A 21,171-nucleotide genomic window follows, 5' to 3' on the forward strand; every position below is an offset into this window, starting at 1 on the left:
ACCTATTGAAATATAATATTTTTATTTTTTCTCATTAAAAAAATAATAGAAGGTCTAAAAGGAACTGACAACACTGATACGGTCTATTAAAAAGGATTTTTCTAATCTCTAGAATTATTAATCTCTCTTTAGATGTTTTCATAACAGTCTATAAATCACAATTATCATATTTATCATGTATCTTATGAAATTGGCGCAAGGGCTATTTTAATTAAAGCATAGCTGATCAGTATCCTAAAAATCTTGATCCTTATTGATGCGAAACTTAATCTTGCCCTTATCTGCCGCCAGATGCATCTGACCACCCCACTGGATAGCCCTGCAGTACCAAGCGTGAAATCACCATCCGTAACAACGGTAAAATCTCACAGCTGTTGAATTCACTCAAAGAGTGATAAAGGCTTTGGACAAAACTCTATTTTCTATAAAATTTTTGAGATTTTAAAGGACTATTTCTTGTCTTTTTTTCCGATAAATTTAGCTATTTTCTCTTTCCAAGAGTGAGGCTGCTCTTCGCAGGAAACCTCTCGTTGATCATCAAGCTTTTCTGCCACCTGTTTAATCAAAGCGTAACTCACTTGCTTCACCTTTGCTACTTCTTTGGCTAAAGCTAATACACGTTCAAGGTGGGTTTTGTTGATGCTCTCGTCAAAGCCTAGGTGATCACCTGCTGCAAAACTTTTCTGATAAGATTGTAAGGTTTCAACATCACCCAATAAAGCAAGAGCGCCAAGATGAAGTAAAGCATAATCCGTATCGTTTGCTTTAGACGTGGCGCCTTTTTCCCAAGGAGCAGTGCCATAATCAGAGCGAAGTCTTTTAGAAAGGTCAATGTCTGTTACCGACCATTCTAAAGCATCATCAAGCGCTTGTTTTAAGCGCTCCTCACTGACCTCTGGTTCAAAGATTTCTAACCCCTTTGCTTCAAAATTAAGCTGTATATCTGGGATATCTTCCGTGTGAGTAGGATCAATGTATTTGCAAGCAGAAGCCAAAATTCCCGTGCTAATCAAAAAGGCGCTATCAAATTGCGGACAATCTTTGGCAATTTCATCGTTGTAAAGAATATCTACTTCACGATCAGCCAATTGATAGCTTGCCATATAGTCATCTTCATTGATTTTCTCAGTTGACCAACCTAAGCTTTTTAAAAGTTCATGAGCACTTGCCATGGTCAATGGAGCATCTTTGTCATCCGTTTCCTCTACTTCCTCTGTCGGCTCACCTGCAACAGTTTTGGAAGCATCAGATGCCGTTTTGCGGATCCAAGCTTAAAATCAATGCCTTTTTGGGAAAACCTGTTCAATAACGCTGTGCAAGAGTAAGAGCGTTCTCAATATCATATTTTGTGATGTTTTCCACAAAACCTAGACGGCTCTTTCTTTGAAAACTCTCCTTATAAAACTTAAGTTTTTTGACATTGCCAGTCAAAATAAGTGCAATAAGGTGAAATTCTGCAAGGCAAAATTCACTGTTTGTTAGCAACGCCGCATAATCATAGATGATTTGGTTGGTGTTTTGGTTATCAGCCCACTCAAGTATATCTGTACAAATCTCCTTTAGCTTGCCTTCATCCAATTCAGTACTAGAAACTGTATAAAATTCTTCTGCCTCTTTGAGAGCTATATATTGGGGCAATCTAGGAAACATCTCTCTATGAGTAGTAGAAAAACTAAGTGTTGAAAGTGAAGCCTTGAATATAAGGATCGGTGTTTTTCCTTTTCTATCAAGACTGTACATTATATTAATGATACGGTCTTTGCTTATAAAATAGGCATTACGATTATAATTTTTGTCGCGATAGACTGTCCAGTTCATCATTTTTAATGTTTCAGAAACTGTATTAAGAAGAGCCAAAGATTGTACACCAATACGTGCATCTGCCGCCTCTCGCTCCTTTAAAACGGTCAGATGTCCTTCAGCAAATTGAACAGCGTGATTAACATATTTTTCCACATCATCGTCATCTAAATATTCAGAAATCGTACCTGCTTTTACGGCATTTTGATAGGATTTCAAGACATCAATTTGACCTGTTAATGCTAAACAAGCCAAATGCCATGAGATATCAGGACATGAGCTATATTTTTGAACAAGCGCTTTGCTTTCTATCGTTGCTTCTAAATCCTGAGCACGCGCCCATTGTATCACCCGCTCAGAAATTTTGATAAGCTCCTGCTCATTTAATGTCTCTACACGAATATCAATCCCTTTATCAACACCACTAAAAACCCCTCCCTCAATCGTATTAAAAGACTGATAAATATTTGTAGCTGATATCTGCCTACATTTTCTACTATCGTGAATATAATAGCAAGCTACAGAAATATCTTCGTTGGAGATCCCTGCTTCAAGATGAACATTGTAATCATCATTTGGAAGACGTATAAAACCAAAATCAAATTGAATAAAACGATCCGGCAAAACTAACCACATTTTCCCAGGCTCTGTGGCAAACCATCCTTGGGTTTTAAGAATGCGCGTTGCTACTGTGAGACTCATCAAACACTGTTTCGGTTTTTTGCGTGCTAAAATGTCATCCAATTCGTTATTTTTATACGCCTCAGCAAAAAAGATAACGCGCTTAACCTGCGTTATCTTTTCATAATCAGAAAACTCTGGTGTATATAATTGAGGTGTAGGTTTGTAATTCCTTAAAGCTTCAGTATCGCCGAGTAGAGCCTTTGCAACGAGAGAATGATTAGCAGCTTTTTCACGTAATTTTTTCTCAATATCTTGTGCTTGCGCCCAAGCTAACACTTTGTCTAAAGCTACCTTAACGTGGTTTTCAAAAAACTCCAGTGCTGTAACTCCAAAATTCTCTTCTGAAGAAATCAGCATATCCTCATATTGGTATCGCGATTTCTTACCGTTAGCGTATTCCCAGCCAAGACAATAAGCAGCAGTAGTAAGACTGACAGAAACCCACAATCTTCCGCTATCCCGTCCATAATCTATGACACCATAGTGAATACGCACTATGCGATCGGGGAGGTGATAATAAGCAAACATATCACCCATTTCATCGCGATGAGGCTCCCAGCCAAGTCTTTTTAAAATCTCTGTTGCATCTTTGGTTTGCATCGTCATTACCCTGCGTGCTCTTTAATTCTTTTACAGAGAAATTCATAAAAATTACTTGCGTAATACTGGGGATCGCTAGGTGTAAACTTAAGATAGAGCGGACACTCTCCATCCTGAAACTGAGAGTAATCAAAGTAAAAGGTTTCACCAAAATCAGTACTACTCACGACAAGCTGTTCTGATGTTGCAAAACCACGTTTTCTATAATAATTTAAGTTTTGACAAACAATATCATTAAAAGGAAAATCTACACAATCTTCATAAAGACTATAGATTTCATCACCACCAATATCTCCCCCTTTATAATTTTTTAAAAAACTTTTATAAGAAGATGTGAATTGCAAACCGAGAGCTTTCTCCGCCTTTTCAATCCATATATCATCGACAGCATTTTTTGCAGTACCAAAATTGATAATCTCATCATCATATTTATTCACTTTATCAATTAATACTGCAACATCATCTAAAGTATAGGTTTTCATAGATGATCCTCAAAACGTGCGTAACGCTCCATATTTCCCTATCAATTTCACCTCTTCCATAGTTTTTTCCAAAAACTCTTGTAAAAAGGGATAGGTTGCGGAGTGGGAGTGTTCTCAATCTTTTCAATTGGTTGGTCTCCATCAGGTATCTCAACTCCCACGCTTTCTTTAATTCTTTTGCAAAGGAATTCATAAAAATTACTTGCGTAATATTCGCAATCTTCAGATGGAAGCATGACATAGAGTGGGCATTCACCATCCCGAAACTGCGTATAATCAAAGTAAAAAGTCTCACCAAAATCTGTTCTACTTACAATAAGCTGTTCTGGTGTCACAAAACCACGTTCTCTATTGAGTAAGTTTCGGTAAACAATATCGCCAGCAGGAATACCTTCCCCACAATCTCCATAAATGCTAAATATTTCATCACCACCAATTTCCCCTCCTACATATTTTTTTAAAAAGCTCTTATAAGAAGATGTGAATTGCAAACCCAAAGCTTTCTCCGCCTTTTCAATCTGTAAATCATCTGTTTCATCCTCTCCATCATCTTCAGTACCCAAATTGATAATCTCTTCATCATATTTATTTACTTTATCAATTAAGACTGCAACATCATCTAAGGTATAGTTTTTCATAGATGATCCTCAAAACTTGCGTAACGCTCCATATTTCCTCTATCAATTGCCCCTCCTCCATAGTTTTTTCCAAAAACTCTTGTAAAAAGGGATAGGTTGCGGAGTGGGAGTGTGCTCAATCTTTTCAATCGGTTGTTCACCTTCAGGTATCTCTTCTCCCACGTGTACTTTAATTCTTTTGCAAAGGAATTCATAAAAATTACTGGCGTAATATTCGCAATTATCCAATGGAAACATAACATAGATTGGACATTCTCCATCTCGAAACTGCGTATAATCAAAGTAAAAGGTTTCACCAAAATCAGTACTACTCACGACAAGCTGTTCTGATGTTGCAAAACCACGTTTTCTATAATAATTTAAGTTTTGACAAACAATATCATTAAAAGGAAAATCTACACAATCTTCATAAAGACTATAGATTTCATCACCACCAATATCTCCCCCTTTATAATTTTTTAAAAAACTTTTATAAGAAGATGTGAATTGCAAACCGAGAGCTTTCTCCGCCTTTTCAATCCATATATCATCGACAGCATTTTCTGCAGTCCCAAAACTGACAATATCACTATCATATTTATCAACTTTATCAACTAATTCTATAACATCATCTAAGGTATAGGTTTTCATAGATGATCCCCCTTAAAAATATTAACGATGCCTGCATTCTTGAAAAGAAAAAATAGTGGTTTAACATTGCAATTCGGAAGTAAAACCACCATACAAAGAAATTTACTTCAAGTTATCTGTAATCCTTTTACAGAGAAATTCATAAAAATTACTTGCGTAATACTGGGGATCGCTAGGTGGAAACTTAAGATAGAGCGGACATTCACCATCCTGAAACTGAGAGTAATCAAAATAAAATGTCTCACCAAAATCAGTTCTACTCACAACAAGCTGCTGTGGTTTTGCTAAACCATTTTCTACATCCGTTATATGATAATAGACAATATCATCACTACGAGCAATTTCAAAATTTGTATTATAAACACTTAATATTTCCTCACCACAGATTTCCGCTCTTCCATAGTTTTTTAAAAAACTTTTGTAGGAGGTTGTGAATTGCAATTTAAGAATCCCCTCTGCCTTTTCAATTAGTACATCATCAACGGCTTCATCTGTAGAGCCAAAATCAACACTATCACTATATTTATCAACTAATTGTGCAACATCATCTAAAGTATAAGTTTTCATAAATCTTCCCCTGCATGGTCCTTAATTCTTTTACAGAGAAATTCATAAAAATTACTTGCATAATAATGTGACGCTCCAGATGGAATTCTAACATAAAGTGGGCATTCACCATCCTGAACCTGAGTATAATCAAAGTAAAATGTTTCACCAAAATCAGTTCTGCTAACGACAAGCTGTTCTAGTGTCACAAAACCATGTTTCCTATTATATAAGTTTTTATACACAATATCACCAGCAGGATGATCCTCAAAACCTGCGTTATAAATGCTAAAAATTTCCTCATAACCAATTTCTCCTCCTCCATAATTTTTTAAAAAACTTTTGTAGGAAGATGTGAATTGTAAACCAAGAGTTTTCTCAGCTTTTTCAATCAATATATCATCAGGAGCATCCTCTGCAGTACCAAAATTGATAATATCATCATCGTATTTATTCACTTTATCAACTAATTCTATGACATCAGCTAAGGTATAGGTTTTCATAGATGATCCTCAAAACTTGCGTTATAAACGCTCCATATTCCCTCTATAAACTTCACCTCTTCCATAGTTTTTTCCAAAAACTCTTGTAAAAAGGGATAGGTTGCGGAGCAGGAGTGTGCTCAATCTTTTCAATCGGTTGATCACCTTCAGGTATCTCAACTCCTGCATGTACTATAATTCTTTTGCAAAGGAATTCATAAAAATTACTTGCGTAATATTCGCAATCTTCAGATGTATACTTGAGATAGAGTGGGCATTCACCATCCCTAAACTGTGTATAATCAAAATAAAAGGTTTCACCAAAATCAGCATCACAAACGACAAGTTGTTCTGGTGTCGTAAAACCACGTTTTCTATCATTTAAGTTTTGGAAAACAACGTCATTAACAGAAACACCTATAGGATGCTCATAAAGACTATAGATTTCTTCACCACTAATGTCCCCGCCTTTATAATGTTTAAAAAAACTCTTGTAAGAGGATGTGAATTGTAAACCAAGAGCTTTCTCAGCCCTTTCAATTACAAGATCATCAACTGCATCATCTTCAGTACGAAAATGGATAATATCATCATCATATTTATTCACTTTATCAACTAATTCTATGACATCAGCTAAGGTATAGGTTTTCATAGATGATCCTCAAAACTTGCGTGATAAACGCTCCATATTTCCCTATCAATTTCACCTCTTCCATAGTTTTTTCCAAAAACTCTTGTAAAAAGGGATAGGTTTCGGAGTGGGAGTGTTCTCAATCTTTTCAATCGGTTGGTCACCATCAGGTATCTCATCTCCTGCGTGTACTATAATTCTTTTGCATAGGAATTCATAAAAATTACTGGCATAATATTCGCAATCCTCAGATGGAAGCATGACATAAAGTGGGCATTCTCCATCCCTAAACTGCGTATAATCAAAATAAAAGGTTTCACCAAAAGCAGCATCACAAACGATAAGCTGTTCTGGTGTTGCGAAACCACGTTTTCTATCATTTAAGTTTTGAAAAACAATATCATCAAAAGGAATATCTTCTCCACACTCCTTATAAAGCCTATAGATTTCATAACCACCAATGTCCCCGCCTTTATAATGTTTTAAAAAAACTTTATAGGAAGATGTGAATTGCAAACCAAGAATTTCCTCAGCTTTTTCAATCACGAGATCATCAACCTCCTTATCTTTGCTAGCAAAATTAACAATATCACCTTCATATTTATCAACTAATACTGTAACATCATCTAAGGTATAGGTTTTCATCAATTATCCTCCATAAATTATTTTATAAGTTTCTTTTTTCTTTTTTCATCAATCGTAGAGTATTACTGCCGGTGCTCCTGTCCCCATCTGTCAAAATTTAGACCTATGATACCCCATTTCATATCAATTATTCCTCCTAAACTACTGTTTTTTTGTTCTCCATGCCCATTGCCGTATTCTTTCCAATATTCCTCTCTCTGCTTCTCAAACTTTTTTCTATCTATGAGCGATTGATGTGTTTTTGGATTAGCATGAATAACAGAAGTATATTTTTTATGAAATTCATGGCTAATTTCCGCTAGGGGTCCATCAGGGGTTTGATTTAGGTGATGCAACTCAACAGGCTTACCATCAAACCCTATAGGTGCTCTTCCTGTTTTTGTCCTTTCAACATTGGTGCCCCATACCGTTTCCCCTTTTTCAGTCCATTTAACCCTTGCATGAGGATCAAACAAATCGTCTCTCCGATAAACTGTGTAGGTCTGTCCAAATTTGCTATCGGTAAATTTAGTGGGTTTCTTTTTTAACCAAAGCTTTTTTTCTTTAGCAGCAAGTTTAGTTAGTTCTTTCTTCGCCGCAAATTTGTCAGGATCTCCTTGAGCTGCAAGTTCTGCAAGATTTTTCTTGGAAGCGAATTGGACAAAATCTTTCCTAGCATTGAACTTGATCACAGCCTTTTCGCCAAGCTTTATGGCTCCCTTGGCTGCTCCAGCGCCTCCAACAAAGTTTTCTAACACTCCGGCTGATAATCTTCCAGTTTCAAAACCAGCATTAAAAGCTCCGTTAACTTCCGCTTTTTCAAGATTCTCTTTTACGTAATCTATATCCCCTATAAAGGAATCCTCAACACCTCCCCAGAATTGACCAGCACCTTCCCAGACATCATCAATCACATGTCCACTCACGACCCAAGACGCTCCTGTTCCAATGTCTTTAACACTCTTTTCAACGCCCCCCCGTGGATTGCTAGCAAATATTATCATTTGTAACATCATGTTCTTCACAGCGCCATCAGCTAACTCGTATAGCTTGATTGGTATATCGGCAATGAGACCAGTCATAATTCCTGTCGAAAAAGTTCTATCTTGTTGTTCATCAATCTCGAACCATTTTTCGTTAACATCTCTTCGACACTGATCATCAGGGCACTCTTCTAACTCTTTCTTCATCTGAGCGCGTTGTGCACTCCCCAAAAAGTTATTTGCAGCGGCATTACCAGCGGCATCGGCGCCAGCATCAACATCGCCACCGGCAAGGGCAGCAGCAACGCCCCCCGCAGCCCGTGCGACATCAATGGTGTGATCCCTAAAGTCAGCAAACTGCGCATCAATCTTTGCGTTTATACGCGCTTCCTCTTCCGCAGTTGGGGTGCGACCGTTTAGATCTCCCATTTCCTCTTTCACAATGCCTTGCACCCACAATTGAAACTGGAGCATAGCAGTGGCTTCGCCCACAGCACCCCCCACAGCACCGGCAGAGCAAGCACCGCTCGCAACAGCGCCTTTTAAGCAGCCAAGACCGGCGTGAGCAACGATCTGCGTGACCGTGTCTATTTTGCCTTCAGCCTTGGCGGTACCGATTTCTTCCGCCAACGATTTGCCAACCGTATCAGACAGGGCGATGCGCAGATTGTTAAAAAAGTTCTTGTCAAGAGAACCACCCTCAAGAGCCGTTTGCACGCCTGTGCCAATGGCGGCTTTGATCAGGTTCTTTTCCGCTTCACTGGCGATACGATCGACAAAAGGAGCGGTTTTTGGCAAAGATTGTCCAACACCTGCCATTTCCGTTATTTGGCTGGTTAAGCCCGCCGTTAACATCGACGAGACAATGCTGAGAACATTCTTTGAAGAGCCAAGCTCATGCAAGGCGCCGGCAATATTGCCGCGATTATTGACAAGAGCCACAGCGCTTTTGTTAATCAGCGCTTGGACACCTGCCTGTATCGCCGCATTCATGGCAGTGCTCGAGCCAAGCCCCAAAGCACCGGTAATGGCACTGGCAGCGCCCGAGGCTGCTCCACCCGTAACCGCCGTGACAGCCAAGGCCACGATAGCAGCGCCAGCTTCTGTCAGCCCTTGGGCTTTATAATCCCAGTCTTTAAATTCAGCTTTCACTGCTTGCCAATCAACTTGCTTGGATAATTCTGGATCATCACGCAGTTGCTTAATCCATGCCATGCCTGGGGAGCGAGATAATTGTTCAAGAGATTTGTCTAAATCACCGGTTGCCTCATATTCAACAACAAAGCCATCGCCCGCATCAAGCTTTATGCCACCCTTAGCATCTATGGTGACATGCTCGATGGTCTCCTTCAGATAGCCTTTGTCCCTCTCATTCCACCACACAAGGTTTTCATTACGCTGATAAACATCCTTAAAATCTTGATCCTTGTTGGTCAGAAACTTGATTTTTCCCTTATCTGATGCCAAATGCGTCTGACCACCACTTTTTGCCCCTATGGCATCAAGTGTGAGATCCCCATTTTGCGCATGCATGGAGAGGTTGCCCTCTGTTTCTATCGTGGTTTTGTTTGTAGTAACTTCTGTTGACTGTTGACGAAACTTATTCTTTTGCTTCGATTTGTCGCCTTCTTTGCCCCTCAGATCCAAATCAAAACTGTTAAAATCTTGCTCTGAAATCGCGTTGAGAGCACCACCACTGGTGAAATCCCCATTGCCCTTGGCTTTAAACTTTCCCCCAAGGTTAAGATCACCACCTGTGACAATGGTCAAATCTCCATCACTGTTGACTTCTGCCAAACGGTGCTCACTGCTTTGGGCGTTATAATGCCCTTTTTCCAATGTCTGCTTATGGTCACTCTCTAGCACTAATGAACCAAATGTAGCAGAACCATCGACAATGACCGTCATCGGTCCACCACTGCTCCATTGGCCACCAGTCATGCTTAAATCGCCAAGGGAGTGAATGTTTAAATCCTGCATAGAAATGATTTGAGCCTGCTGTCCGATCCGATCAACAAAACCATATTCATTCGTGTCACGGATTTTTGCAGTACCATCAATGATTGTCTTCGCATTGAGGGTGATGATATTCCCCAAGATAACCCCTGACGAATTGGCTAAAAGATCGCCACTGCTGAGATCAACAGCACCGCCGCCAAGCAAAAAACCACCATCATTAAACAAAGTTTGCGTGGTCGAAACATGCAATGCACCATTACTTGATATGGTGCCGCTATTGGCAAAACGGTCCGTCTCTATAGTGACGCCATTGCCTTTCAAACGTGCACTGGTAAGGTTTCCTTGCTGCGTTTTTGCCCCATAAACATCTTGTGCTAAAGAAGTGTTTGGTGCCAAATAAACGTGAGGCACTAAGACCTCTTGTCCATCGACAAGGTGGGTCTCAAGCCAGATCATATCCTTTTTGATCCCAGCAATCTGCTGAGGCGTTAAGGGCTTGCCTAGCTCTAACTCCAAGGGATCTTGCTGCTCCACAGCATTGTCATAGAGCCTTTGCATTTGAGCATTGGGATCTTCAACATCAAGAAGAGTGCGATTACCTGTCAGCTCAAAGATTTGCTCACCCACCAGACGATATTCAAAATAAGCATCCCCCAACTTTTTAAACACGTGCTCAGGCTTATAATTACCAATCTTTTTTAAGTAATAGTCCGATCCTAAAAATTTACTTGGGTTGATAAAATCTGGACGCGTCTCAACTAAAAACGGCACATCCGGTGATTGGGTCTGAGCCAATTCTGTCTTAACAGAGTTAAGCCCGTCTTGCGTTGGCACCTGTATGGATTCTGGTGCGGGTGTTTTTGTGCTTGGTGCAAAAAGCCCTTTGTGCCCTTTCAAACCATTGATAATACCGTCCAATCGATCATCACTAATCAGTGGTTTGGAACCGTCAAAATCGGTGTTTTTAACACCAGCCAACCCCTTATCGCCAGAGCTTAAGCCAACTTGCTCAACCCCCTCACGCACCGCATGATTATCAATATAGCCTGTCAACTTGGCATCAAGCGTGCCACCAGCTTCAATCGTGCCGTAAACAGTATCATAAGTGCGTTTGAGTGTTTGGGTAAAAGTAGGACCATCCCATTCATCTGCACCATGCGCTATACACCCTAGACTGGTCCAAAAATTACAGTCTTTGTGTCTGTAGCGCGTTTCTGTTACAACCTTAGTTGTTTCGATTAAATCGCGCCCCTCATTGAGCAGCGTATCGCCATGCATCTCAATGTTGCCATTGGCAGCAATCAAGCTATAGCTATTGCGGATATCACCGGCATTAATTGTCAGATGATGTCCTACTAAAATCTGTGCAGCATTATTGGTAAAATGAGGCTGCTGACGAATGATCGTGGTGTCGATATTTTCCTTGATACGTAAATGATCAATATTTTCGACATCTTTCCATTCTCCTCGCACGTAACTGTGAGAAACCACTTTATCGCTAACTTCAACTCCACCTTCACGCATGTTGGTAAGCGCTGAGACATCGAAGGTCATATCGCCTGACACGGCTTCTAAAAGACCCGAGCTGTTGATCACATGACCAGCCCGCTCTCCACTTAAGCCACGGATGATGAGATTGTCTTCAGCAATGACATCGGCAAACTTATTGATAAAATCCCCATCCAAGGAGAAAATGGCAGATTTCTTGGCATAAATCAGCCCACTATTACTCAGATCAGCGCTCACATTGAGCGCAACCCCATCACCACTTGAACCAATACTGCCGGCATTGTCCAAAACATCTGCGGTTAAGACAAAAGCGCCACCACTTTTGAGAACACCGTCTTCACCATTTAAAACCAGAGCAACTTGCCCCAATGACGGATCATGACTTTTTGCCACAAGCGTAAAACTGTCACTGGCTAAAAGCTGACCGGAATTGGCTAAAGACCCAAGCTTCGCATCAACAACACCGCCCACCATAATACCGGAATTGCTTAAAACATCATGGCTGTTGAGAGTAAGTACCCCGCCTTGCGCTTCCACAAGCCCAGCTTGGGTGAGTGTGCCTGCCTTCAGCGTTACATCATAGGCGCCAACCTCACTTGTCTCACCCAGCGTCAAGATGCCATCACTGGAAAGCTCTATTCGCTTTTGTGAAACAATGCGCCCCGTTTGGCTGAGATTTGTTTGCGCATGCAAAGCAATGGTATCATTGCTTTCTATTGTGCCACTATTGCTTAAATCACCGTGGCTGGTCAGTTGAAGGTCACCACGCTCAATCTCTATGTGCCCTGCTTGGATCACACTATCAGCAACAATATTGACTGCCCCTTGCGTAGAAATGAGACCATCAACATTCTCAAAACTGCCCACATCAATGCGCAAACCATCCCGCGCTAAAACATGCGCACCTTCATCATGTGTAGCGTTTTGTTGCTCTGAATTTGTCGCTTCAGCGCTTTTATTGACAAAAGACGTTGCAACAATCTTCATCTCACCGGCTAAAGCACTGAGAAGACCAGCCTCATTATTTATATGACCAGCACGTATCTCTTTCAGCCCACCAATACTGAGAGCCTCTTCTGCAATCATTCTGCCCTGTGTGTTGGTTAAATCACCATCACTGAATACGTCCATAGATTTTTTGGCGTAAATCAGCCCACTATTGCTGACATTCCCTGCCACATTGAGGGCAACATTCTCACCACTAGAGCCAAGCGCACCGGCATTGTCTAATTGCCCTGCGGTCACAACAAAAACACCACCACTTTGAAGGACACCTTCGGATGTATTCTTCAGAAAGGCTTGTTGCGGATCGGCGCCTTCTTGTGTGCTTACCATCAAATGCAAATCATCGGTTGCAATAAACGTCCCTTGATTGGTAAATGCACCAATATGAGCATCGACACTCTCACCGCGCATTGTGCCGTTATTTGCGACCCCATCACGCACTTGAAGGGTTAATGCTCCCTCTTGGGCTTCCACTGTCCCTGCTTGGGTTAAAGCATCAGCACTTAAAACCACATCATAACTTAAAATCGTGCTCTCTTGAGAAGTTGTGAGCATGCCACCCGCTGTCAAGGCAACCTGCTGCATACTGACAATATCACCCGTGTGATTGAGGGCACCATGGGCATCCAGCGTTATCTTCCCATTGGACAATACAGTACCTTCTTGGATCAGGGCACCGTGATGCGCATAAAGGTCAACTTTTTGCTCTGCCACTAAGCGCGCACGTGATGTAAGCTCTGCTGCTTCCACCAAAAGAGAGCCGCCGGCGCTATAATGTCCAGCGCCTACAGTGAGCCCATCATCGGCGCTCAAGACAATATTCCCCTTAGCACCAATATGGTTGTTTAAAGCGGTGATTTGATTGGTTTTAATGGTCAGATCGCCAAGGGAAGAAACCCCTGTTTGATCATTGTCTTGCATGCGGCTTAGATCAATTGTTGCTGCTTGGATCTCTAAAAGATCACCGGCGGCTATCCTCCCATTCCCCGCCTCAAGCTTTGCTGCCTGTAAGTGCAAAAAACCCGTCGCTGACTGTTGACCATCACTCCCAATACCGCTTGCTAGAAGAGCATGAGACTGTAGCTTGATCAGATCAGCGCCCACATCAACAGTACCGCTCGCTGCAACGCGCGCATTTTTTTCCAGTTCAACATGTTTCAAAGCCTTCAGTTCAACTGCTTCTTCTGAAAAAAGCAGATCTTTCACATGTACACTGTCGTGGTGAGAATGAGCCTTCACCGCTCCTTTGGCGCGTGCTTTGGCAATCACCAGCTTGCCATCACTTGTCAATCTCATGGCGCCTGCATTGGCAACCATGTCTCCGCGCATCTTAACGCCGGCGCCTTTATCATTGGCAATCACGCGGATCTGCCCCGCATACATTCCACCAAACTCACTGGAATCAATCGCCAATTCCGGCTCTTTGCCATCAGAACCAAGAGAAGTTGCTTCGCGTTTGTCATAATCAAAATGATTGTGACCAGCGATAACAGCCAAATCCCCTTTGACCTGTATGGGACCCCCGATACTGATCTTGCGCGAAACAAGATCAAAAATATCTAATGCACTCCCATCAGCCCCACGAGCGCCTATGGTGATATCACCACCCTCAACACGCAACCCACTCAAAGCGCCATCGGCTCCAATAATCGGTTGTCCAGTCGATAAAGTCACCCGTGGTGTATTAATAAAGCCACAACCGTTACAGGTAATCCCATTGGGGTTGGCGATAATAACATCCGCCATATGCCCATGCACTTCGCTCACGCCTTCAAGACGCGAGCGATTGGCACTCACTACTTCATTGAGGATAACCTTTGCTGCACCGCTATAACGCAAATTGCCGTTGCCTGGCACCAATCCCCCAAGCTGTGAACGCGAAACCTCCTCAGTCGAATTGTTCAAAATCACGCCATGGGTATCAACATTGAAACTGTCATATTTGTTATGAGAAAGACCCTGTCCATTGGGGCGCACAATATCAATCAGCGGCACATCATTGCCGGCTTTCCCCACCGTGGGGCGGAAAACAGAGCCAACCCCATCAGCTGCTTTTATCCCTTGACTCTCTTGTGCAACGGGACTTCGCGCTCCAAGCGCTTGTGCTTGCAACAACAAAGGCTGAAAAGCTAAGCAAAAACTTAAAACAAGTGAAAGCCCCTTATGGATCCCTCGCTGCAAAACACAAAGAACGCGCTGCCATAGCTTGTATCCATATCCCAATCTATGCTTTTGATCTTTCAATCCCCGCATCTTCAGCTCCTCATAAAATTCTTTATCTCTTTTAAAAAACAACCCATATGGGTATAAACAGCGCAGCGATATTTTTACCGCCCATTTGCTCTAAAATCTCAATAATGCCCGCACTTGAAATAACCCTGTCGCATTTCCCTTTTCTCGCACTGTCGATTGGGTTAAAATATTTGAATAAGACACATCAATATCCGTAATATCTCCGGTTGCATGGAAACCAAGAGTTGCCCCAACGAGGCTCCCGCCAAAACTGTTTTTGTTTACATCATTGGCCACTGCCCCCAGATCAAGCGCTATATAAGGGGCAAATTGGCTCATAAATTTACGCCCCATTCTCGAAGAAAAACCTGGCAACAACAGCGACAATTCATTGCGCCAAAACGCCCCATTATTGCCGTAATAAATCGCCTCACGCACCCCACGCACAGAGGAACTACCACCAAGCGATATTTGCTCTGAACTAAACAATGTGTCGGGTGATAATTGTCCTGAAAACAGCGTGTTATAGCGAAAGTTATATTGTTTGAGCGAAAAAGGACGCATGTAGCCTAGGGAAAAAGACAATTTGGAAAATTGCCCTTTGGGTGAATTTTTTGTTGCATTCTCTTGCTCTTTATCGTCATAAGCGCCAAGAATTGCCAACCCTTTATGAAACCCTATATGCGCGCTTAATTCTCCTCCAAGCCACTTGCGCGAATGATCAAGCTCAAAGGTTGCAATAGCTAGTTTACGGCTGGAAACATCAACTCGACTGCCCATAATAAAATTATCAGAATATTTCCATGTCAACCGTCCTGTAACCCAGGTCTTTCCCTCTTGATCACGGTCGATAACCCGTGAAATCCACGGTGTAAGCGATAAAGACTTACCCGCTGTCATAATATCGGAAAATATTCCCTTAACACTCGAATGATATTGGCTCCACGTCCCATCAAAACCCGTTGTCCAATAGCCATAGGGTAGAGAAAATGATCCCGTTAGAGTATCACTATTGGGACGCTTGTGAGAAAAATGATACGGACCACCATCCATAGAACGCTGATAACTAAACGACCATTGATCATTAATCCCTAACAGATCATCAAAAGAAAGGCTCAAGCGCGTTTGATAAAGCCCTGTTGCTTTAGCGCCAAGATTATCGCTGGAAAGCGTAATAAGCCAAGGTTTCTGTTTTTCAATATGAACATCGAGTATCGAACCACCCGAATTGCCACCAGCACCAAGATTAATGGTGGCTTGGCGTGAGAAAAGCCGATTGATTTGATCAAGCCCTTGCTCTATCTGGCGCAGATTGGTCGGCTTCCCAATAAGGTTTGGAAAAGCCGTGGTGATTTCTCCTTGAAGTCTCCTCTCAACTTTATGCCCATCCAGAGTGATATCTTCCATCACACCTTCAACTACAACAATCTTGAGATGACCGCCGCTTAAATCTTGCTCAGGCAAATAAGCCCGCACCGCAATATAGCCGCGCTTCATATAAAGCTTGGTCACCGCTTTGAGCACTTTGTTGATTTCGGCAATCCCCAAACACCGCCCTTCCCAAAGAGAAATGGCTTCATGAAGGTCGGTATGAGAAATCAACTGAGCACCAACAAATTCAATGCTTTTGATCAGCAAACAGGTTGTACTAGGCGAAGCACCATAGGCAGATGTGGTATCATCGTCTGGCAAAAATACCCCATGTGTTTCGTTTCTACGGTGTAATTGCTGAAAACGTTGTTGTTGCGTTTGTTGTCGTTGGATGCTCTCTGATTGATTAATCGCTTTCTCACGAATGTTTTGGGCAAAACTCGGCAACGAAAAAAGGCACAAAATAGCCGCAAAAACAAAAATGAAAAAAAATCTATGCATTCATTGTGCCCTCAAAATGAGCAACAAAATGAACCATATCGTCAGCGTCACAGAAAAAATCGCCAATCGCGTAACAATTTTTTAATTTTTTGATGAAAATAATACTTATAATTTCTGAGAAAAAAGCATAGACTGTACTGTATACACCTGCTTTATTAGTTGTGCAAACCATATCATTTCCCCCGCTTTTGAAGATTTTACAATGACACTGTTAAATGACAATCATACACTCTAATATGCTTCTTAATTTTAAGGTGTTGCATGTAATATAATCTTGAGCTTCAAGTAAAGACTCTTATTCATAGAATATACCAAATTTATTGGAACTGTTACATATTAGAAACAACAAGATACTATCCATTATTATCGCTTGATAAGAAAAATAGTATGACAATAGTTTATTACTAAAATAAAAAAAAGAAAATGCGTAATGCCATAACTTATGAAGAATTAGCATATTTTAAAACTGCTTATCCTAATGAAACTATCACGAAAGATGATTTATTCTATTATGTTTACGGTCTACTTCATTCGGAAGGTTATCGCTCTCGTTATGCTGATAACCTCTCTAAAGAATTGCCTCGTATTCCTTGTGTAAAAACTGCTGAAGATTTTTGGAAGTTTGTAACAGCAGGGCGTGAACTGGGTCATTTGCATGTGAATTATGAAGATGTAGAGCCTTATCCAGTGACCTTTAAAAAGGGTAATCCAAAATTTACAGAGATCTCTAATCCAGAAAAGTTTTATTATGTAACTGAAATGAAATTCGCTGGGAATAGTAAGGAAAAGGATAAATCGACGGTTATTTATAACAGCAATATCATCATCACAGATATCCCTCTTGAAGCTTATAAGTATATCGTCAATGGTAAACCCGCTCTTGAATGGGTTATGGGGCGTCAATGCGTTAAGACTGATAAAAAGAGTGGTATTGTGAATGATGCTAATCGCTATGCTGTTGAAACCGTTGGCAACCCTGCCTACCCTCTAGAGTTATTTCAGAGGGTTATTACCGTAAGTTTAGAAACCATGAAAATCGTTAAGAACTTACCAAATTTGGTATTAAGAGAAACTGAATAACTTAAAAGCATGCTCACATAATGGGTATGATAAACTCATAAGGGGTACAAGGTCTTATAGCTATAGGTTCCTATACCCCTTTATACTCTATACCCCCTTTATACATTGCTTACATACAATCTTTAAAAGGATAATTTATCATGCGTTATTCTAAAAAGAAGAAACTTGCACTTTTAGATACTCTTATTTGGATTGCTTTAAAACTTTTAAGAAATCCACTCTTAAAGTGAATTAGATTTTTTTACATTGCCTTTAAGAGGTTATACCGTAATCTAAAATGAGTGCTTTATCCTTTTCAAAAGCTTTGTTTAAAGAGGGTTATATATATTCATTTTGCTTATAGGTTTTGAAGGTGTAAAAACCGTCAAAACCCCCTCAAAACGTATATTATTAGTTGAATTTATAGGTTGTGTTATCAATATGGGTTGTTTTTTAAGATTTGTAAAATATTAACACATTGAAATATAACGTTTTTAATTTTTATCGTTTTTTTACATAATAGCAGCAACCCTCAAAACTCAAAACCCCGTCAAAACTCATAACTATAATGATCTTGATAGCATCTCTTATGAGTTACAAGCTATCTTTTGAAAAGCTTTAAAGGATCATATGATTTTCATAAAGCACGTTGTAATGACTCACTCAAATGATCACTTTTGTCAGTTCAATTTACTGACACATAACTGACAGGTTTTAATCAATTCATATCATTGGTTATCTTTAAAGATTGTATTCTTGATATGAGTTGTGTTTTAAAGAAATTAACCTATTGAAATATAATGTTTTTAGTTTTTACGCATTTAAAAAAAATAATAGAGGGTCTAAAAAGAACTGACAAAACTGACAACACTGACACGGTCTATTAAAAGGGATTTTGCTAATCTCTATAATTATCAGTTTCTATTGAGATGTTTTCATAACAGGCAATAAATCACAATTATCCTATTTATCATTTCTCTTATGAAAATAAAAAATGATGCCATGGCTATAAAATATATAACAGCTATAGAGAATGCATAAAAACAGCAAGGTTTTATAATCATAATGCAAATGAAAGCATTGGTTATAAGAGCGCGGTGCCTATTAAGATAGTGCAAATGATAAATGCGTTATAAACAAAATTCACAAAAAAAATTTAAATTCATTTAGTAAAAAAATTGATAGGTTATAAAGTTAAAAATATGCATTATGATAGCGTTTCTAAATATTATAAATGTATAGATTCAAAAAAGAACGCAATCGTTTCAGAAATCCCATAATATAGCTTTAAAAGCATATAAATATAAAAGAAGCAATTAATAGGCATAAGATATTATCAATACACAATGCATTTAAAAAATACAAAAAAATATCAAAAAAGATAAAATATTATTTGACAATAAATACGTATTTTGTTATATAAATAATCAAGTGATTGAAAAACACTTAATCGTTAGCGGATTGGTTACGAAACAACCCTTCCCATTCTTTAAAATACTGACTTTCTTTTATGCTACCATTAGCATATAACGATTATGTCGGGTGTGGTTATGCTATACAATACTCTTTGATGAGGAAAGCATAACAGCGGACTAACGACCGTGTTTTTCAGCACCCGGCGCCCTTATGGGCTGTTAATGAAAAATTTTAATTTCGTTAGGAAAAAACTATGAAAACTATAGTAAAAAACACTCCCGTTAATAAGAAAAAAATATCCAAAAAGTATGAGTTTACTGGCGAAATGGATTTTGTGACTGGTCTCATATTATACCGTATACGTGCTTTAAGAGATTTTGGGGATGTCAAAGCGGGCGATCTTGGGGGGTATATTGAAAACGAAAGTAACTTATCTCACAAAGGCAATTGCTGGGTTTATGACAAAGCGCGCGTCTTTCAAAATGCAAGGGTTTCAGGCAATGCTAAAGTAAAAAGCTTTTTTGTTGACGTTTGTGGTAATGCTAAAATTTATGGTAATGCTATTTTTGAAGGCATGTTATTAAAGGACAATGCAAAGCTTTATGGCAATGCTCATGTTAGCAATGCCGTTGTAATTGAAGGTAATGCTAAAATTTATGATAACGCCCGCGTCACTGATCATGCTCATATTTGTGATGATGCCGTTATTTGTGATGATGCTCATGTCGGGGGCAATGCTAAAATAAGCGGCGCTGCTCATATTTGTGATGGCTCGCGTGTTTTTGATGATGCCGTGGTTTGTGGGGCTCTTATCTCTGGCGATTCTTATGTTCACAGCGCCGCCTCTTTAACAGCAGATGATCATATTTGGGATGAGGCATATCCAGAATTTGGGAGTGAAGATGATTATTACCGTCATGAGTATTATGCTGATTGTGAATGGTACTATGACGATGATAGCGAATATGAAAATGATGCTGCGTAAATAACGCGCGGGCGCGGCGGGGGCGCCCCTCTTTAAAACATCTTATTTTAAAATTTAAATCTTTTTATAAAGGAATTGTGCTATGCAAAAAAAGTTTGCACTCACAAATGAAACGCGTGTATTTAATAATAAAACTCTTTATCGCATTAAAGCTTTAAGAGACTTTGATGATGTCAAAACTGGGGCTTTAGGCGGCTTTATTGAAAATGAAAATAACTTATCGCATGATGGTAATTGCTGGGTTTATGATAATGCTCTTGTTTTAAATCCTGCCCATATTTATGAAAATGCCAAGGTTTTTAATAAGGCTATTATAATGGGCTTTGTTTATGGCAATGCTCATGTATGTGACCATGCCCGCGTTTATGCAAATGCCCATGTTTATGACAATGCGCATCTTTCTTATAATGCTTGGGTTTATCATCAGGCGCGGGTTTATGGCAATGCAAAATTATCAGGAAGTGCACGCATTCATGGCAATGCCGAGGTTTATGATCATGCTTCTGTTAGTGGTGCTGCAAAGATTTATGGCAAGGTTTATGGTCGTGCTAGTGTGGGGTGCCATGCCAAGATTAAAGGCTGTGTTTATGGCAATGCAAAAATCTCTGGTTATTTCATGGTCATAGGTAATGTCTATGGTAATGCAAGGTTAAAAAGACATAGTGATCTTTATTGGGTTCCTAATGATTGTGAGGTTTATGAAAGCGATAACGTTGTAAAGGTTATTGCAAATAACGCTGCGTAAATAATGGCGCGGGCGCGGCGGGGGCGCCTTCTTTCCAATCAAATTTTCCTAACCGTTTAACACATATCTATTATGTGAGGGTATCTCTATGTCTCAAAAATACGAATTAACCAGTGAAATCAAAAAAATCAAACATGCTCTTACTCGAAATATTATAAACCTTTATCGCATTCGGGCTTTAAAAGATTTTGATGATGTTAAGACGGGGGATTTAGGGGGCTTTATTGAAAAGGAAGCTAATCTATCCCATGATGGCAATTGCTGGGTTTATGATAATGCTTGTGTGTAT

The 21,171-nt window shown here is 40.0% G+C and carries 11 protein-coding genes and 3 pseudogenes; 4 read left to right on the plus strand and 10 right to left on the minus strand.

The window, feature by feature from the left end; genetic code table 11:
• Positions 1–449: 449 nt before the first annotated feature.
• From ACFIM1_RS07885 to ACFIM1_RS07930, 10 genes and pseudogenes are all read right to left on the minus strand, one after another.
• Positions 450–3,084, minus strand: a pseudogene (locus tag ACFIM1_RS07885) (DUF6990 domain-containing protein).
• Between the two features lie 5 nt (positions 3,085–3,089).
• Positions 3,090–3,566, minus strand: coding sequence for an SMI1/KNR4 family protein (locus tag ACFIM1_RS07890; protein ID WP_375608706.1), 477 nt, complete (start codon positions 3,564–3,566; stop codon positions 3,090–3,092).
• A 47-nt stretch (positions 3,567–3,613) separates the two neighbouring features.
• Positions 3,614–4,204, minus strand: a complete 591-nt coding sequence (locus tag ACFIM1_RS07895; protein WP_375608707.1) for an SMI1/KNR4 family protein — start codon at positions 4,202–4,204, stop codon at positions 3,614–3,616.
• 42 nt (positions 4,205–4,246) lie between these two features.
• Complete coding sequence (locus tag ACFIM1_RS07900) at positions 4,247–4,834, minus strand: SMI1/KNR4 family protein (RefSeq protein WP_375608708.1); 588 nt, start codon at positions 4,832–4,834, stop codon at positions 4,247–4,249.
• Positions 4,835–4,936: 102 nt separating this feature from the next.
• Positions 4,937–5,401, minus strand: a complete 465-nt coding sequence (locus tag ACFIM1_RS07905; protein ID WP_375607373.1) for an SMI1/KNR4 family protein — start codon at positions 5,399–5,401, stop codon at positions 4,937–4,939.
• Positions 5,398–5,883, minus strand: coding sequence for an SMI1/KNR4 family protein (locus ACFIM1_RS07910; RefSeq protein WP_375608709.1), 486 nt, complete (start codon positions 5,881–5,883; stop codon positions 5,398–5,400). The genes ACFIM1_RS07905 and ACFIM1_RS07910 overlap by 4 nt, the downstream gene beginning before the upstream one ends.
• 52 nt (positions 5,884–5,935) lie before the next feature.
• A complete protein-coding gene (locus ACFIM1_RS07915; protein WP_375608710.1) occupies positions 5,936–6,514 on the minus strand; it encodes an SMI1/KNR4 family protein in 579 nt (192 codons plus the stop codon).
• Positions 6,515–6,565: 51 nt separating this feature from the next.
• The gene (locus ACFIM1_RS07920; protein WP_375608711.1) at positions 6,566–7,138 is read right to left on the minus strand and encodes an SMI1/KNR4 family protein; all 573 of its coding nucleotides are present in this window, start codon (positions 7,136–7,138) and stop codon (positions 6,566–6,568) included.
• Between the two features lie 62 nt (positions 7,139–7,200).
• A complete protein-coding gene (locus ACFIM1_RS07925) occupies positions 7,201–14,826 on the minus strand; it encodes a DUF637 domain-containing protein (protein WP_375609659.1) in 7,626 nt (2,541 codons plus the stop codon).
• A gap of 90 nt (positions 14,827–14,916) precedes the next feature.
• On the minus strand, positions 14,917–16,677 hold the full coding sequence (locus ACFIM1_RS07930; RefSeq protein WP_375609658.1) for a ShlB/FhaC/HecB family hemolysin secretion/activation protein: 1,761 nt from the start codon (positions 16,675–16,677) through the stop codon (positions 14,917–14,919).
• Between the two features lie 426 nt (positions 16,678–17,103).
• On the opposite strand from ACFIM1_RS07930, the pseudogene ACFIM1_RS07935 reads away from it, so the two are divergent.
• The 4 genes and pseudogenes from ACFIM1_RS07935 to ACFIM1_RS07950 all read left to right on the plus strand — a co-directional run.
• Positions 17,104–17,757, plus strand: a pseudogene (locus ACFIM1_RS07935) (type ISP restriction/modification enzyme); the annotation flags it as partial.
• 1,648 nt (positions 17,758–19,405) lie between these two features.
• A complete protein-coding gene (locus ACFIM1_RS07940; RefSeq protein ID WP_375608714.1) occupies positions 19,406–20,137 on the plus strand; it encodes a hypothetical protein in 732 nt (243 codons plus the stop codon).
• Positions 20,138–20,219: 82 nt separating this feature from the next.
• Positions 20,220–20,882, plus strand: a complete 663-nt coding sequence (locus tag ACFIM1_RS07945; protein WP_375609657.1) for a hypothetical protein — start codon at positions 20,220–20,222, stop codon at positions 20,880–20,882.
• An 88-nt stretch (positions 20,883–20,970) separates the two neighbouring features.
• Positions 20,971–21,171, plus strand: a pseudogene (locus ACFIM1_RS07950) (hypothetical protein); the annotation flags it as partial.

It is taken from the genome of Bartonella sp. AC158YNML (assembly GCF_042196725.1).
Lineage (GTDB): Bacteria > Pseudomonadota > Alphaproteobacteria > Rhizobiales > Rhizobiaceae > Bartonella.

Excerpts from the sequence above, each read along its gene's own strand:
- ACFIM1_RS07915 (WP_375608710.1), bottom strand. The coding sequence starts at position 6,514 with ATGAAAACCTATACCTTAGCTGATGTCATAGAATTAGTTGATAAAGTG.
- ACFIM1_RS07900 (WP_375608708.1), bottom strand. The coding sequence starts at position 4,834 with ATGAAAACCTATACCTTAGATGATGTTATAGAATTAGTTGATAAAGTT.
- ACFIM1_RS07945 (WP_375609657.1), top strand. The coding sequence starts at position 20,220 with ATGCAAAAAAAGTTTGCACTCACAAATGAAACGCGTGTATTTAATAAT.
- ACFIM1_RS07905 (WP_375607373.1), bottom strand. The coding sequence starts at position 5,401 with ATGAAAACTTATACTTTAGATGATGTTGCACAATTAGTTGATAAATAT.
- ACFIM1_RS07930 (WP_375609658.1), bottom strand. The coding sequence starts at position 16,677 with ATGCATAGATTTTTTTTCATTTTTGTTTTTGCGGCTATTTTGTGCCTT.
- ACFIM1_RS07925 (WP_375609659.1), bottom strand. The coding sequence starts at position 14,826 with ATGCGGGGATTGAAAGATCAAAAGCATAGATTGGGATATGGATACAAG.
- ACFIM1_RS07890 (WP_375608706.1), bottom strand. The coding sequence starts at position 3,566 with ATGAAAACCTATACTTTAGATGATGTTGCAGTATTAATTGATAAAGTG.
- ACFIM1_RS07940 (WP_375608714.1), top strand. The coding sequence starts at position 19,406 with ATGAAAACTATAGTAAAAAACACTCCCGTTAATAAGAAAAAAATATCC.
- ACFIM1_RS07910 (WP_375608709.1), bottom strand. The coding sequence starts at position 5,883 with ATGAAAACCTATACCTTAGCTGATGTCATAGAATTAGTTGATAAAGTG.
- ACFIM1_RS07895 (WP_375608707.1), bottom strand. The coding sequence starts at position 4,204 with ATGAAAAACTATACCTTAGATGATGTTGCAGTCTTAATTGATAAAGTA.
- ACFIM1_RS07920 (WP_375608711.1), bottom strand. The coding sequence starts at position 7,138 with ATGAAAACCTATACCTTAGATGATGTTACAGTATTAGTTGATAAATAT.